13 protein-coding genes are annotated in these 14,511 nt (G+C 66.6%); 3 read left to right on the top strand and 10 right to left on the bottom strand.

Annotated elements, in window-relative coordinates:
• Positions 1 to 8: 8 nt before the first annotated feature.
• From tssH to tssA, 10 genes are all read right to left on the bottom strand, one after another.
• Positions 9 to 2,684, bottom strand: coding sequence for a type VI secretion system ATPase TssH (gene tssH / locus HG549_RS19585; RefSeq protein ID WP_170031708.1), 2,676 nt, complete (start codon positions 2,682 to 2,684; stop codon positions 9 to 11).
• A complete protein-coding gene (gene tssG, locus HG549_RS19580) occupies positions 2,677 to 3,693 on the bottom strand; it encodes a type VI secretion system baseplate subunit TssG (protein WP_170031705.1) in 1,017 nt (338 codons plus the stop codon). The genes tssH and tssG overlap by 8 nt, the downstream gene beginning before the upstream one ends.
• Complete coding sequence (gene tssF, locus HG549_RS19575) at positions 3,690 to 5,552, bottom strand: type VI secretion system baseplate subunit TssF (protein WP_170031702.1); 1,863 nt, start codon at positions 5,550 to 5,552, stop codon at positions 3,690 to 3,692. Before tssF ends, tssG begins: the two co-directional genes overlap by 4 nt.
• Positions 5,549 to 6,064: a type VI secretion system baseplate subunit TssE gene (gene tssE / locus HG549_RS19570; protein ID WP_170031699.1), complete on the bottom strand. Its 516-nt coding sequence runs from the start codon at positions 6,062 to 6,064 to the stop codon at positions 5,549 to 5,551. Before tssE ends, tssF begins: the two co-directional genes overlap by 4 nt.
• Complete coding sequence (locus tag HG549_RS19565; RefSeq protein WP_170031696.1) at positions 6,058 to 6,498, bottom strand: hypothetical protein; 441 nt, start codon at positions 6,496 to 6,498, stop codon at positions 6,058 to 6,060. The genes tssE and HG549_RS19565 overlap by 7 nt, the downstream gene beginning before the upstream one ends.
• Positions 6,495 to 6,935 (bottom strand): type VI secretion system amidase effector protein Tae4, encoded by a 441-nt coding sequence (locus HG549_RS19560; protein ID WP_170031693.1) that lies wholly within the window; start codon positions 6,933 to 6,935, stop codon positions 6,495 to 6,497. Before HG549_RS19560 ends, HG549_RS19565 begins: the two co-directional genes overlap by 4 nt.
• A gap of 71 nt (positions 6,936 to 7,006) precedes the next feature.
• Positions 7,007 to 7,495 (bottom strand): type VI secretion system tube protein Hcp, encoded by a 489-nt coding sequence (locus tag HG549_RS19555; protein WP_170031691.1) that lies wholly within the window; start codon positions 7,493 to 7,495, stop codon positions 7,007 to 7,009.
• A 183-nt stretch (positions 7,496 to 7,678) separates the two neighbouring features.
• Positions 7,679 to 9,175 carry a type VI secretion system contractile sheath large subunit gene (gene tssC / locus HG549_RS19550; protein WP_170031687.1) on the bottom strand — a complete coding sequence of 499 codons (1,497 nt, stop codon included), beginning with the start codon at positions 9,173 to 9,175 and terminating at the stop codon, positions 7,679 to 7,681.
• An 11-nt stretch (positions 9,176 to 9,186) separates the two neighbouring features.
• Positions 9,187 to 9,702 (bottom strand): type VI secretion system contractile sheath small subunit, encoded by a 516-nt coding sequence (gene tssB / locus HG549_RS19545; protein WP_170031684.1) that lies wholly within the window; start codon positions 9,700 to 9,702, stop codon positions 9,187 to 9,189.
• A gap of 72 nt (positions 9,703 to 9,774) precedes the next feature.
• On the bottom strand, positions 9,775 to 10,812 hold the full coding sequence (tssA, locus tag HG549_RS19540) for a type VI secretion system protein TssA (protein WP_170031681.1): 1,038 nt from the start codon (positions 10,810 to 10,812) through the stop codon (positions 9,775 to 9,777).
• Between the two features lie 395 nt (positions 10,813 to 11,207).
• Here tssA and tagH point away from each other — a divergent pair, with 395 nt between their 5' ends.
• From tagH to tssK, 3 genes are read left to right on the top strand one after another with little or no spacing between them, the layout of a single operon-like run.
• A complete protein-coding gene (tagH, locus tag HG549_RS19535) occupies positions 11,208 to 12,623 on the top strand; it encodes a type VI secretion system-associated FHA domain protein TagH (RefSeq protein ID WP_170031678.1) in 1,416 nt (471 codons plus the stop codon).
• 39 nt (positions 12,624 to 12,662) lie between these two features.
• Positions 12,663 to 13,160, top strand: a complete 498-nt coding sequence (gene tssJ, locus HG549_RS19530; protein ID WP_170031675.1) for a type VI secretion system lipoprotein TssJ — start codon at positions 12,663 to 12,665, stop codon at positions 13,158 to 13,160.
• A gap of 15 nt (positions 13,161 to 13,175) precedes the next feature.
• Positions 13,176 to 14,510 (top strand): type VI secretion system baseplate subunit TssK, encoded by a 1,335-nt coding sequence (tssK, locus tag HG549_RS19525; RefSeq protein ID WP_170031672.1) that lies wholly within the window; start codon positions 13,176 to 13,178, stop codon positions 14,508 to 14,510.
• Position 14,511 lies beyond the last annotated feature (1 nt).

Here is a 14,511-nt window from a genome sequence, read left to right as displayed (position 1 = left end):
CGGTCCTGTCAGTCGGCTGCGCCGAAGTCATAGTGCAAGTCATTGTCGCGGCGGCTGATGCGCACACTGGCCAGCGGCTTGCCTTCGAGCATGCGGGTGAGGAACTCGCGGCTCATGTCCGGCAGCAGGCCGTTGGTGAGGATGGCGTCGATCATGCGGCCACCGCTTTCGGTTTCGGTACAGCGCGAGACGATCAGCTCCACCACCTCGTCGTCGTAGGCAAAGCCGACCTTGTGCGCGCCTTCCACGCGCTTGCGGATGCGCTCCAGCTGCAGGCGGGTGATGGCCTTGAGCATGGCGTCGCTGAGCGGGTAGTAGGGGATGGTCACCAGGCGCCCGAGCAGCGCCGGCGGGAAGATGTCCAGCAGCGGCTTGCGCAGTTGGCTGGCCACCGCCTCCGGGTCGGGCAGGGCCTGCGGGTCGCTGCAGGTGCGCGCGATCAGCTCGGTGCCGGCGTTGGTGGTGAGCAGGATCAGGGTATTGCGGAAGTCGATCTGACGGCCTTCGCCATCCTCCATCACACCCTTGTCGAACACCTGGAAGAAGATCTCGTGCACGTCCGGGTGGGCCTTTTCCACCTCGTCCAGCAGCACCACGCTGTATGGCCGGCGGCGCACGGCCTCGGTCAGCACGCCGCCTTCGCCGTAACCGACGTAGCCGGGCGGGGCGCCCTTGAGGGTCGAGACGGTGTGCGCCTCCTGGAACTCGCTCATGTTGATGGTGATCAGGTTCTGCTCACCGCCGTACAACGCCTCGGCCAGGGCCAGCGCGGTTTCGGTCTTGCCCACCCCGGAGGTACCGGCGAGCATGAACACGCCAATCGGTTTGTTCGGGTTGTCGAGGCCGGCACGGGAGGTCTGGATGCGCTTGGCGATCATGCTCAGCGCATGGTCCTGGCCGATGATGCGCTTGGCCAGCAGGCTGTCGAGGTTGAGCACGGTCTCGATCTCGTTGCGCGCCATGCGCCCCACCGGAATCCCGGTCCAGTCGGCCACCACCGAGGCGACGGCCTGGTAGTCCACGGTCGGCAGGATCAGCGGGCTCTCGCCTTGCAGGGCGCTCAGGCGTTGCTGCAGGTCGGCCAGCGTTTCGCGCAGCTCAGGGTTACCTGGCAGCGCAGCGTCCTGGTCGACCACCCCGGCTTGCTCGCGCAGTTGGGCGCGGGTGGCCAGCAGTTGGTCGACTAGGGCCTTTTCCTCGGCCCAGCGGCTTTCCAGGGCGGCCAGGCGTTGGCGCTCCTCGGCCAGCAGGCTGTCGGCCTGGGCCTGGCGCTGCCCGGTGGGCACGCCAATGGCGGCTTCACGGGCGATGATCGCCTGCTCGACCTCCAGCGCCTCGATGCGGCGGCGGCTGTCGTCGACCTCGGCCGGCACCGCGTGCAGGCTGATGGCCACGCGTGCGCAGGCGGTATCGAGCAGGCTCACCGACTTGTCCGGCAGCTGGCGCGCCGGGATGTAACGGTGCGACAGCTTGACCGCGGCCTCGAGGGCTTCGTCGAGGATCTGCACCTGATGGTGCTGCTCCATGGTCGAGGCCACCCCACGCATCATCAGCAGGGCCTTGGCTTCGCTCGGCTCGTCCACCTGCACCACCTGGAAGCGGCGGGTCAGGGCCGGGTCTTTCTCGATGTGCTTCTTGTACTCGGCCCAGGTGGTTGCCGCCACCGTGCGCAGGCTGCCACGGGCGAGTGCCGGCTTGAGCAGGTTGGCCGCATCGCCGGTGCCGGCGGCGCCGCCGGCACCGACCAGGGTATGGGCTTCATCGATGAACAGGATGATCGGCTTGGGCGAGGCCTGCACATCCTCGATCACCTGGCGCAGGCGCTGTTCGAACTCGCCTTTCATGCTGGCACCGGCCTGCAGCAGGCCGACGTCCAGGCTGCGCAGCTCGACATCCTTGAGCGCCGGCGGCACGTCGCCAGCAACGATGCGCAAGGCGAAGCCTTCGACCACGGCGGTCTTGCCGACACCGGCCTCACCGGTGAGGATCGGGTTGTTCTGCCGGCGGCGCATGAGGATATCGACCAGTTGGCGGATCTCCTCGTCGCGGCCGACGATCGGGTCGAGCTTGCCGCTGCGGGCCTGTTCGGTCAGGTCGACGGTAAAGCGCTTGAGCGCTTCCTGCTTGCCCATCGCTGCCGGCGCCACGGCGCCGCTGGCTTCGCCAGGCTGTGCAGCACTGAAGCCGTCGGTGGCGCCCAGATGGTTTTCCGGCGAGTCGCCGACGTATTCGCTGAAGCGTTCGCTCAACGCCTCGACCTTGAGCTTTGCGAACTCGCTCGACAGCCCCAGCAAGGCATGGCGCAGGCTCGGAGTCTTGAGGATGCCGACCAGCAGGTAGCCGCTGCGCACCTGGCTTTCACCGAACATCAGGCTGCCGTATACCCAGCCGCGTTCGACCGCCTCTTCAACCTGCGAGGACAGGTCGGTGATCGAGGTCGAACCGCGTGGCAGCCGGTCCAGGGCGTCGGTCAGGTCGCGCGCCAGGCGCGCCGGCTCGACATCGAACTGGCGCACGATACGGTGCAGGTCGCTGTCCTGCAGTTGCAGCAACTGGTGCAACCAGTGCACCAGTTCGACATAGGGGTTGCCCCGCAGCTTGCAGAACACCGTGGCGGCCTCGATGGCCTTGTAGGCAATGCTGTTGAGTTTGCCGAACAGCGCGGCGCGGCTGATTTCACCCATGGTCCTGGTTCCTTGTGTGGTGGGCGGCGGCCGGCTGGTCGGCATAGTAGCGGGCCAGCTTCAGGTCGCGTGCATCGTGCGGAGGGTGGCCGAGCCAGGTATCGAAACCCAGGCGTTGGCCGGCATTGAGTTGCAGCGCAGGTACCTGGTCCTGCGCGAGGATCAGGTTGAGATCCCAGTCCAGTTCCTGGCCCAGGTATTCGGCGACCCATGCCGCCAGCTCGACGAAGGCCTGCCCGCCAGGCAGCAGGGCGTGGTACTGGTCGAGGCTGAGCGGGCCGAGGCACAGCCGGAACTTGTGCTGGCGGTCCCAGACGTAGCGGCCCAGGCACAGGTCCACGCCCAGGCGGTTGGCGCGCACGCCGAGCTGGCTGCGTTCGGGCAGTTCAAGCCACTGGCCGACGTATTCTTCCAGGCGCACCGGCACGCCGAAATAGCCGGCGAGGATGCTGCACAGGCCGTCCGGGTAGCGGGTTTGCGCGCTCAGGTGGCCGGACCAGTGCAGTTTGGCGGTGTCGGCCAGCGCGCCCTGGCCCTGCAGTTCCGGCTGGCCACGGCCACTGAGCGCGGCCAGGCGCGCGGCCCAGTAGTCGTCGCCCGGGCGATCGTGGCTGACCGTCGGGCGCGCTTCGGCCCAGGCGCGGTAGAACAGGCTCAGCAGGCGGTGATGGAAAACATCGAGGAACGCCTTGCTGGTGGCGTCGGCATGGTTGCGCTGGCGCTCGCGCATGTATTCGGTGAGGTGCAGCGGCAACGGCCCGTTGGGGCCACCGAGGCCGAAGAAGAACTGCTCCAGGCGCGCCGGCTGCTCGCCGTCGGCGCTGACCGCGGCCAGGGTCGCCGGGGCGAACCCGCAGTCCAGGCGCTGGCCCAGGCGCACCGGCTCGTCGGCCAGGCGCAGCGAATGGCCGAAGCGTGGCAGCTCGGGGTACTGCGCCTCGAGGCGGCGCAGCGCCTGGAAGAAGTCGTACGCCCAGGGCTCGTCCTGCATGGCCTGCAAGGTATTCATAAGGTCGGCCTGCGCCCCGGTTTGGCCGCCCAGCGCATGATCTCGCCACGTTCACTGGTGCGCAGTACCGTTTCGGTGAAGCTGTTGATCGACACATAGCGGGTCAGGAACCGTTCGAACACCGCGCCGAGCAGGAACACGCCGGTGCCGCGGAAGGCGTTTTCGTCGAAGGTCAGGGTGATCTCCAGGCCCCGCCCGAAAACGATCGGCCCGGGCATCGGCAGGCGTCGCGTGCAGGGTTTGCTGCTGACCTCGCGCAGGCCGTCGATCTGCAGGTTCAGCGCGCTGTCCTGCGGGTCGCCATACAGGCGCAGCAATTCGCGCAGGGCGGCGGCGCCCTGGCCGTGCTCGGCCAGCGACAGGTAGTTCAGCGACAGCTGGCTGATCAGGCGCCAGGCACGGTTGTCATGGGCATGGCTGGCCTTGGGCCGGCTGGGGCCGGCCAGGCAACGCACACCGGCGACCGGTGCGCTGTCGGCCAGGCTGAAGTCGCTGCGCCCGTCGCCAACGTTCATGAACAGGGGCAGGTCGCGGTTGCTGCACAGGGCGCTGATACCCAGCTGGCGCAGGTCGTGGCGGTAGGGCGCCTGCTGGCCGTCGACCAGGCTGATGAACGTCTCGCTGCCCATGTAGCTGGAGCGCGTACCGTTGCGGCGCTGGTCGCTGGACAACACGCGCGGCTCGCGGCGCACGATGTAGTAGGCCTGGTCGCGGCCATAGCGCGACGGGTCGCGCACGGCGTAGAACGGCAGGAATTCCTGGTCCGGGCCGGTGCCGTGGCCGGTAACGCGTTGCAGCGAATGGATCTCGAAATCGGTGGGCCGGGTACGGTCGGCGATCACGTGGTGTTCGTGCACCCGGTCGGTCAGGTGCAGGCGGTCGACCCGCCGCGGGAACAGGTTGATCGCCGGGGTGCAGAACGGCACGAACTGGTCGGCACCGACGCTGCTCTCCAGGCTCTGCTCGAAACGCTCGAACAACACCAGCACTTCCAGGGTCTGCCCGGTGCAGCGCTGGACCGCTCGCTCCAACCCGGCGAAATCGACGAACAGAAAACGCTGCGGCAGGGCGAAGTATTCCTGCAGCAGGCGGTAGCCCTGGAAGGCCTGGGGCACCACCGGCAACGCTGCTTCACGGTCGTCGAAGCCACACGGGCGCAGCGCCTGTTCGACTGGAATGCGTTCTACCCAGTCGGCGCCTGGTTGGCGCACGAACACCGCGCAGGCGCTGCCCAGCAGTTGCTCGTAGAGGCGGAACGGCGTCTCGTCGGCGCCGTTGAGGTACAGCGGCAAATGGCTGAGCGGCAAGCTGCAGAACGGCACCTCGGCGCCACTGCGCAGGGTCAGGCGCAGGCCGGCGCGGGCCTGTGGCACGCTGCCGGCCAGGCGCCCGAGCACCGCGCCGGGGTTGCCGAAGTACTCGGCGCGGGCCACCTGCAAGGGCCACAGGGTAACGTCCTGGGTGCTGCGGAACTCGCACGGGGTTTGCGAGTTGCGTCCCAGGTTGGCGCGCAGCACGCTGTCCCGCGGCAGGCGGAAACCGGCGGCCAGGGAGCCCTCGTCGGGGTCGGTCTGCAGTTGCACCACGGTCATCGACGGGGTCGGCGCCAGGTAGTGCGGGTAGGCGATCTCCAGCAGGTTGTGGGTGAAGGTCGGGTACTCGGCGTCCAGCTTCAACTGCACCCGCGCGGTAAGGTAGGCGAAGCCTTCGAGCAGGCGCTCGACGTAAGGGTCGGCACACTCGATCCCGGACAGCGTCAGGCGCCCGGCGATCTTCGGGTATTCCCTGGCGAACTCCGCGGCACTTTCGCGGATGTGCTGCAATTCCTGGTTGTACAGCTCGAGCAGGCGCGGGTTCATGCACGCCTCCGGCGTTCGGCCGGGGCCACGCGTACGTGGCCGGACTCCAGGTCCACCTCGGTCTGCAGCAGCAACGGCAAGGCCGCCGGCTGGGCCCACAGGTCGCCCTCGATCTCGAAACTCAGGGCGTTGGCATTCATCTCGCCGGGGGCGGCCTGGGCACGCACCTTGAGGGTGTGGGCGAGAATACGTGGCTCGTAGGTGGCGATGGCCTGGTGGATGATGCGCTCCAGGGCGGCCAGGTCGATGTTCGAGGCGCTGTTGCCGGCCAGGGCCGGCAGGCCGTAGTTGATCACCGACGCACCGGCCGGGGTGCCCAGGGTGGCGGCGCTGTCCAGCAGCGAGGTGGTGTTGAGCAACCAGGCAAGGTCGCGCAGTACCGAGGCCTTGAGCTGGTGCAGGCTGAGCACGCGCTTGTCCGGGGCTTCCTGCGGGTTGCCCGGGTCGTCGTCGGTCAGACGGTCCAGCAGCGAGGGCTGCAGACGGTCGCGGGCGGCAATATCGGCTACCACTCGAACAGCCCCACGAAGTTCTTCTGGTCTACAGGGCCGTTCGCACAGCTGCCGCCATGGGCCACGATGGATGGCTCCAGGCGCTCGCCCAGCTGGCGCACGGCCTGGTACTGGCTAGCGCAACGGCCGGGCTGCGACGGGTCTGGCTGCACATGGCTGACAATGATGATCTGCGCACCATTGAACTGCTCCACGCGAGGCTTGCCGCCCGCGCGCTCGGGGCTGAGCTGGCACGGCCAGGGCATGTCCAGCTGCAGCAGCGAAGCATCGGCCTGGCGCAGCGCGCAGCGGCCGTGGTGGTTTACCAGCGCCAGCTGTTTGCCGCCAAGGGTGACTTCAGGCGCCGCGCTCGACGACGGAGCAGGGGCCTGCGCACAGGCATTCAGGGCGAACGCGACCAGCAGGGCCGGCAGGGCTTTGCACACACGGTTCATTTCAGCTCCCAGAACCAGACGGCCTTGGAACGATGCGCCTGGTCGGCGAAATAGCCCGTGACCCGGCCTCTGTCCCACAGGTCGATGTGATCGCCGGTACGGTTGTCGAAGGCCTGCCCGGCACGGGCAAAACAATCCTTGAAGAAGATGATGCCGCGCTTGTCGCTGAGCTTGAGGCGGTCGCTTGCGCTGCCACTCAGTTGCAGCGGGGCACCGAGATGGTGCTTCCACAGCCAGTTGGCCAGCGACTCGGCACCCCGGGCATGGCCATGGGCACAGCGGGGTTCGCTGTAGGTGCCGGCATTCACCTTGATGGTATGTTCACCATTGAGCGCGATGCTCATGCGAATGGCGCACTGGTTGTCCCAGCCGCCGTCGCAAGGCGAGGAGTCGGTTGGGTAGGCATTCCAGAGGTTGATGAAAGAAGGCTTGGCCATGGGTTTCACCGTGAGCGGGTGAGGGTAGGGGAAGGCGCCCGCGCCAGCCAAGGCGGCGCAGGCGCGGTCGGTCAGATCTTGACGTTGGAACGGATGTTCCAGCCGTACTTGATCGGGCCGCCTTCCTTGGTGCCGTCGGCTTTCTGCGGCTGATAGTCGACAGTGACCTTGGCGAAGTTCAGGGTCACGTTCTCGGTCAGGCGGTCGTCGTTGCCCGAGCCACCGGTGCTCAGCGAGCTGATGATGACCTCTTCGAGGTTGATGATCAGGTACTCGACCTGGCTCTCGCCGCCGGCCTTGCGCACGGTCAGCTTGACCTTGTCGATGTGCTTGCCGCTGGAGCAGTGGGCCATCAGGTTGGGGGTCGACTTGTCGATGTACTTGGTGATCGACAGGTCCTGGATGTTGACCTTGCCCGAACCGCCGCCGCTACCCATGTGCATGTTGCCGGACTGGGACATGCCCCAGCTCCAGTTGAGCACGTCGATTTCGTCCTTGTGGCCCTTGTCGTGGGACTCGCCCTTGATGTCGCCGATCTTGATGAAAATGTCTACAGCCATGATGTCCTCGGTATTACGCGTCAGGTTGGCGGTTTGCTGCAGTTGGGGCTGCTGCGCAGCCCTGTCGCGACGCCATGCCGCTCCTGCAGAAGCTGCGTCGGTCTCTCACTCAACACACGACATCGGCCCACTGTGCAGGAGCAGCCGCGTCGCGAAAGGGCCGCAGAGCGGTCCCAAAGTCTGTCAGGCACCCTTGGCCGAAGGCAGCTTCGATACCAGGCGCAGCGACACGGTCAGCCCTTCGAGCTGGTAGTGCGGGCGCAGGTAGAAGCGCGAGTTGTAGTAACCCGGGTTGCCTTCGACGTCCTCGACCACGACCTCGGCCGCGGCCAGCGGGTGCTGGGCCTTGGTGGTCTCGGTGGAGTGCGCCGGGTCGCCGTCGACGTAGTTGAGGATCCAGTCCTGCAGCCAACGCTGCATCTCGTCCTTTTCCTTGAACGAGCCGATCTTGTCGCGAACGATGCACTTCAGGTAGTGCGCGAAGCGGCAGGTGGCGAACAGGTACGGCAGGCGCGCGGCCAGGTTAGCGTTGGCGGTGGCGTCCGGGTCGTCGTACTCGGCCGGCTTCTGCAGCGACTGGGCGCCGATGAAGGCGGCGAAGTCGGTATTCTTCTTGTGCAGCAGCGGCATGAAGCCATTCTTGGCCAGCTCCGCTTCGCGGCGGTCGGAAATGGCGATTTCGGTCGGGCACTTCATGTCCACACCACCGTCGTCGGTGGGGAAGGTGTGCGCCGGCAGGCCCTGCACCTCGCCACCCGACTCCACGCCACGAATGCGCGAGCACCAGCCGTAGTACTTGAACGAGCGGTTGATGTTCACCGCCATGGCATAGGCGGCGTTGGCCCAGGTGTACTTGCTGCTGTCGGCGCCATCGGTGTCTTCTTCGAAGGCGAACGCCTCGACCGGGTCGGTCTTGGCGCCGTACGGCAGGCGTGCCAGGAAGCGCGGCATGGTCAGGCCGATGTAGCGCGAGTCTTCGGACTCACGCAGCGAGCGCCAGCCAGCGTATTCCGGGGTGGTGAAGATCTTGGTCAGGTCGCGCGGGTTGCTCAGTTCCTGCCACGAGCCCATGCCCATCACGGTCGGCGAGGCGGCGGCAATGAACGGCGCGTGCATCGAGGCGCAGATCTTCGACATCTCGCCCAGCAACTCGACGTCGGGTGGCGACTGGTCGAAGTAGTAGTCGCCGACCAGGCAGCCGTAGGGTTCGCCGCCGAACTGGCCGTATTCTTCCTCGTACAGCTTCTTGAAGATCGGGCTCTGGTCCCAGGCGGTACCCTTGAATTTCTTCAAGGTCTTGTGCAGGTCGGTCTTCGAGACGTTGAGCACACGGATCTTCAGCTGCTCGTCGCTCTCGGTGTTGTTGACCAGGTAGTGCAGGCCGCGCCAGGCGCTTTCCAGCTGCTGGAAGTCGTTGTGATGGATGATCTGGTTGACCTGGGCAGTCAGCTTGGCGTCGATGGCGGCAATGATCTGCTCGATCGAGCCAATGGCATCGTTGGACACCAGGTTGGTCTGCGCCAGGGCCTGCTCGGCCAGGGTACGCACGGCGCTTTCGACCGCTTCCTTGGCACGTTCGGTCTTGGGTTTGAATTCCTGCAGCAGCAGGTTGGCGAACTCGCTCGGGTCCTGGGTGGCTGCGGCCGGCTGGGCCTGGGCGTCGCGCAGTGGATCGTTCATGGGCTGTCTCCTCAGGCCTTGGGCTCGTTGTCGACGGGTTTCGGCGCGCTGGCCAGGGCCTGCAGCAGGGTCGGGTCCTTGATCGCCTTGAGGATGATGTCCTCGGCACCGGTCTTGCCGTCCATGTAGGTCAGCAGGTTGGCCAACTGGGTGCGGGCCTCCAGCAGCTGGTTCAGGGCATCGACCTTGCGTGCCACGGCGGCCGGGCTGAAGTCGTCCATGCTCTCGAAGGTGATGTCCAGGCTCAGGTTGCCTTCGCCGGTCAGTTCGTTGGGCACGTTGAAGGCCACGCGGGGCTTCATCGCCTTCAGGCGCGAGTCGAAGTTGTCGACGTCGATTTCCAGGAACTTGCGCTCGGCCACTGCTGGCAGCGGCTCGGCCGGCTTGCCGGCCAGGTCCGAAAGCACGCCCATGACGAACGGCAACTGGACTTTCTTCTCGGCGCCGTAGAGTTCGACGTCATATTCGATCTGCACCCGTGGCGCACGGTTGCGCGCGATGAATTTCTGGGAGCTGTCTTTCGCCACGTTGTTCCTCCTGGTCGCCGGTGCGGCGGCGCTGTTCGTTGCGGGCGTCGGTGTTGATGCGGGCCGAGGACGTCAGTTGTCCTCGGGGCCGCGCAGGTTCTCGAATTGCGACCAGCCATCGGGGATCAGGTCGCGAACAATGGTTGCGAAATCGGCATTGACCAGTTTCTTCGCCCGGTGCAGCAGCACCGGCAGCGGGCTCGATGGCTCGTGGCGGGCGTAGTACTGCAGCAGGCGGTCAAGGCTCTGCTGCACGTCTTCGCGGCTGTTGACTTCGCCTGGGCGGGCAGCGGGCCGTGCGGTAGGGGTGGCACTGGCGATCAGCGGCTGCGGGTCATCGTGCTCGGCGGGCGGCGCGTCAACGGCTTGCGGGGCCGGGCCGGCACCGTCGGGGCAGTAGTCAGCCAGCACCTGCTGCACCTGACGCAGCGGCTGGCGCAGGGCCGACAGGTCGATGCCACGCTCCGACCCGACCTGGTCGTTGACCCGGCTTTCAATGGCGTCCACCGCCTCGCGGGCCAGCCGCAGCGCCTCCTGGCACTGTTGCAACTGGTCGGCGTCGGCGTCACGCAGGGCGGCGGCCAGTTCCTCGGCGCTGAGCTGTTCGCTGGCGAAATGCTGTACGCCTGCGGCGTGCAGGGCCGCGCGCAGGGTGACCGGGCCGAAGGCGCGCGAACGCACCAGCACGGCATCGCGCAGCAGCGCGATGTTGGTGTCGCAGGTGAGGCCGGCCAGGGCATTGACCCGTACCGTGGGGTCGTTGTCGTCAGCGGCGTCCAGTTGCGGGTGCAGGTGCAGCCAATACTCGCCGAGCAGGTCGCGGATCAGCTCCAGGCTGGCGGCCAGCCCCGGGAGGCCATGCAGGGCCAGGTTGGCCTGCAGCAGGAAATGGGTGATGCGCAGGTCCTTGCTGCGTTGCAGCAAGGTCGTGCTGGCTTGCTCGATATCGCGCCACTGCGGCGGTTCGGCAGGCTGGATGGCATCGCCCATGACGCGCTCGGGGCGGCCCTGGGCGTCACGCTCCAGTTGCAGAAACTCGGCGTCATATTCGAGGTCATCGCCGCAGGGGAAGTCAGCGGAAACAGCGGCGAGCAACGGCGATGCGTTCACCAGAATTCGATCTCCCTATCGGCCCTTGGTGAGGGCGTGTTGTTGTGCGAAGTTGCAAGTGTGAACTGGCGCACAAACTTTCCAAAGAGTGCCGGCGTGATATCACAATGATATTGTTTTGGCACTTCGAAGTTGCGCATTTATGGTTTATTTATTCGCGAGTGTCAAGGTAAGCTACGCGCCCCCGAGTGTCACTTGTGACTTCGTTGGCAGTAACCGAGCACCACTCGTCCGGTTCCCTTCGTCTGGCCTCGGCAGTGGCGTTGCATACCCGTCGTATAGTCGGTGCTTTGCGCGAAACCCCCGGTAATCAAGGGGTGCAGCAATATTTGAGTGGCTGCGGTAAATAACTCGAATGGATGGATCGACGTTTAAAACGGATGCAAGGAGGCATGATGGCACTTTGCCTAACTATCACCAGTTACCACAAGATTACCCCGGGGCAATGCCCGGAGATGCGGCTGGAAACCGGTGCCATCACGCTTGGCCGTTCGGCGGACAACGACTGGGTACTTCCCGACCCGGAGCGGTTGGTATCGGCCAGGCATTGCATGATCCAGTTCAAGGATGGGCGGTATTATTTAACCGATGACAGTACGAACGGTGTGGAATTAGTTCGCGCCGGTATTCGCCTGCGTCGCGGTAACAGTGAGCCGCTGATGGATGGCGAAGTTATCCGCATCGGTGAATACGAGATCCAGGCGCGCATCGACGCGAGCTTGCCCGGCAGCCTCGATGGCCAGCCCCAGGCGCACAGTTTCGAAGCGCTGATGGCCAACCAGGTAGCGGCTCCGGCCGTCCCCGCCCCGGCGATATCCGGTGCGCCGGCAGCATTCCTGCAAGGCGCGTCGAACCACGACACGCTGCCTGACCTGTTCGACTTCCTCGGCCCCGCGAGCGTGCCGCCAGTCAGCCAGCCCGACCATGTACCGGCCCAGCAGCACGACTTTCGACCGCCAACCCCGGTGATCCCGCCAACCCCGGTGATCCCGGCTGCGCCGGCCGCCGCCGCAGCGCCGGGGATGATCCCGGAAGACTGGGACCTGCTTGGCTCGACCCCGGCACAGGCGCCAGCCGTGGCGCCTGTACCAGCGCCAGCCGCGACCTTGCCACCGCTACCGACAGCGCCGCCGGTGCCAGCGGCACCGGCAGTTCCTGCACAGCCGGCGGCGAGCGCAGCGGTCGCGCCAGCGCCTGTTGCACCTGTAGCGGCCGCGACCAGCGACGCATTGCTGCAGGCATTCCTGCGTGGCGCTGGTATCGAGCACCTGCGTATCGACGCCGCCGATGCCGCCGCCCAAATGGAGGCCATCGGCCGCAGCTACCGCTTGATGGTCGAAGGCCTGATCGACGTACTGCGTGCGCGCAGCAGCCTGAAGGGCGAGTTTCGCATGCAGCAGACGACCATCGCCCCGGTGCAGAACAACCCGTTGAAATTCGCCCCCAATGCCGACGAGGCCTTGCTGCTGTTGCTGCGTCACGGCAACCAGGCGTTCCTGGCGCCGGACCAGGCCGTGCGCGAGAGTTTCGATGACCTGCGCGCCCACCAGCTGGCGGTGATGGCGGGCGTGCAGGCGGCGATCAAGCACCTGCTCGGCTGTTTCCAGCCGGCGCGCCTGGAGCAGCGCCTGGCACCTGCGGCCGGGCTGGCCAAGCTGTTCGGCGGCTCGCGCCAGGCGCACTGCTGGCAGCAGTTCACCGAGCTTTACGGGCAAATCTCCCGCGAAGCCGAAGATGATTTCCAGGAGCTGTTCGGCCGCGAATTCGCCCGCGCCTACGAGGCCCACAGCAGCCGTTCGCAACGTAGCTGAGCACGCCCGGGAAGACCACGGTACGTCATGAGGACAAGGATGAAAGCAATACGACTGGTCGCGGCCCTGAGCCTGGTGCTGCTCGGTGCCTGCAGCAAGGACGAGGCCGTTGCCCCCGTCGCCGACAAGGCCCCGGCCAGCCCGGCCGTGACCCTGTATTTCAGTGCTGCTGCCGGGCTCAACCCGGGCCCTGGCGGCGCGCCTGCGCCGGTACGGGTGCGCCTGTACGAGCTGAAGAACAGCGCGGCCTTCGCCCGTGCCGATTACTTCGCATTGGCCGAGCGCGCCCAGGCCACCCTCGGCGCCGACCTGATCGACCAGGACGAAGTGCTGTTGCAGCCGGGCGGGCAACTGCGCCTTGAACGCCCGCTCGATCCCGCCACTCGCCAGGTCGGCCTGGTGGTCGGCTATCGCGAGATCGACCAGGCCCAGTGGCGCAGCGTGCTGCCAGTGCCGCCGCGCGACTATCAGATCAGCCTCGATGTGCGCGCCGTGCGCAGCGCCGTGGCCACCCCCCAACCTGAACCTGCCCGCTAGGCAATCGGAGTCCCCATGTCCTGGAACAATCGCGTGGTCTGGTCGGAAGGCATGTTCATCACGACCCAGCACTTCCAACAGCATGATCGCTACCTCGAACACTTGGTCGATACCCGCAGCCGCCCGTTGAACGTAGCCGCCTGGGGCTTTTCCGAGCTGCTGCTCGACCAGGGCCTGCTGGCCCAGGGCAAGGTGGCGATTCTCAGCGCCCGCGGCTTGCTGCCCGACGGCACGCCGTTCGACATCCCCCGCGACGACCTGCCGCCGGCACCGCTGGATGTGCCCGACGAACTGCGCGACGGCGTGCTTTACCTGGGGCTGCCGCTCAAGCGGGCCGGGGCCCGCGACACCGTCGACGAAGGCGAGGCCGTGGCCGGCGCCCGCTACATCAGCCGGGTCAGCGAAGTGCGTGACGACAACGCGCCGTTCGAGAACCGTGCCCCGCTGGCCCTCGGCAGCCGCGCCCTGCGCCTGTTGCGCAGCGAGGACGGCCTGAGCGACTACGCCGCCCTCGGCATGCTGCGCATTCGCGAAAAACGCGCCGACCGCGCGCTGGTGGTGGATGACAGCTACATCCCGCCGGTACTCGACGTGGCGGCCAGCCAGCAGCTGTCCGGTTTCTGTGGCGAGTTGCTGGGCCTGTTGCACCAGCGTGGCGAAGCACTGGCTGGCAGGGTGGTCGCCTCGGCCAATGGCGGCGCGTCGGAGATTGCCGATTTCATGCTGCTGCAATTGGTCAACCGCGCCCAGCCGCTGGTCGAACACCTCAACCAGCTGAGCCCGCTGCACCCCGAGCGGCTGTACAGCGAGCTGGTGGCGCTGGCCGGCGAGTTCGCCACCTTCACCCGCGATGGCCGGCGCCCGCACAGCTTCCCGGTCTATCAGCACGACGACCTGGCGGCGACCTTCGCGCCGGTGATGGGCGCCTTGCGCGAAGCCTTGTCGACACTGATCGACAGCAAGGCGGTGGCTATTCCCATCGTCGAGAAGGCCTACGGCATCCACGTCGGCATGCTCGCCGACCGCAGCCTGCTCGATAGCGCCAGCTTCATCCTGGTGGTGCGCGCCGACGTCCCCAGCGAGACCCTGCGCAGCCGCTTCGGCCAACAGAGCAAGGTCGGTTCGGTGGAGCACATCCGCGACCTGGTCAACCTGCAGCTGCCGGGCATCGGCCTGCTGCCGTTGCCGGTGGCGCCACGGCAGATTCCGTTCCATGCCGGCTCCACCTACTTCGAGCTCGACCGGGGCAGCGAGCACTGGAAGCAGTTGCAGCACTCGGGTGGCTTTGCCTTCTACGTCGCCGGTGAGTTCCCCGGCCTGAGCCTGGCCTTCTGGGCCATTCGAGGATAAC

The organism is Pseudomonas sp. SK (genome assembly GCF_012975065.1).
GTDB classification, from domain to species: domain Bacteria; phylum Pseudomonadota; class Gammaproteobacteria; order Pseudomonadales; family Pseudomonadaceae; genus Aquipseudomonas; species Aquipseudomonas anuradhapurensis.
The sequence above is the reverse complement of the archived record's forward strand: the minus strand, read 5'-3'. Positions and strand labels throughout refer to the sequence as shown.

Coding starts and splice junctions, on each gene's coding strand:
- HG549_RS19565 (WP_170031696.1), bottom strand. CDS start 6,498: ATGAACCGTGTGTGCAAAGCCCTGCCGGCCCTGCTGGTCGCGTTCGCC.
- tagH (WP_170031678.1), top strand. CDS start 11,208: ATGGCACTTTGCCTAACTATCACCAGTTACCACAAGATTACCCCGGGG.
- HG549_RS19560 (WP_170031693.1), bottom strand. CDS start 6,935: ATGGCCAAGCCTTCTTTCATCAACCTCTGGAATGCCTACCCAACCGAC.
- tssJ (WP_170031675.1), top strand. CDS start 12,663: ATGAAAGCAATACGACTGGTCGCGGCCCTGAGCCTGGTGCTGCTCGGT.
- HG549_RS19555 (WP_170031691.1), bottom strand. CDS start 7,495: ATGGCTGTAGACATTTTCATCAAGATCGGCGACATCAAGGGCGAGTCC.
- tssK (WP_170031672.1), top strand. CDS start 13,176: ATGTCCTGGAACAATCGCGTGGTCTGGTCGGAAGGCATGTTCATCACG.
- tssF (WP_170031702.1), bottom strand. CDS start 5,552: ATGAACCCGCGCCTGCTCGAGCTGTACAACCAGGAATTGCAGCACATC.
- tssG (WP_170031705.1), bottom strand. CDS start 3,693: ATGAATACCTTGCAGGCCATGCAGGACGAGCCCTGGGCGTACGACTTC.
- tssH (WP_170031708.1), bottom strand. CDS start 2,684: ATGGGTGAAATCAGCCGCGCCGCGCTGTTCGGCAAACTCAACAGCATT.
- tssC (WP_170031687.1), bottom strand. CDS start 9,175: ATGAACGATCCACTGCGCGACGCCCAGGCCCAGCCGGCCGCAGCCACC.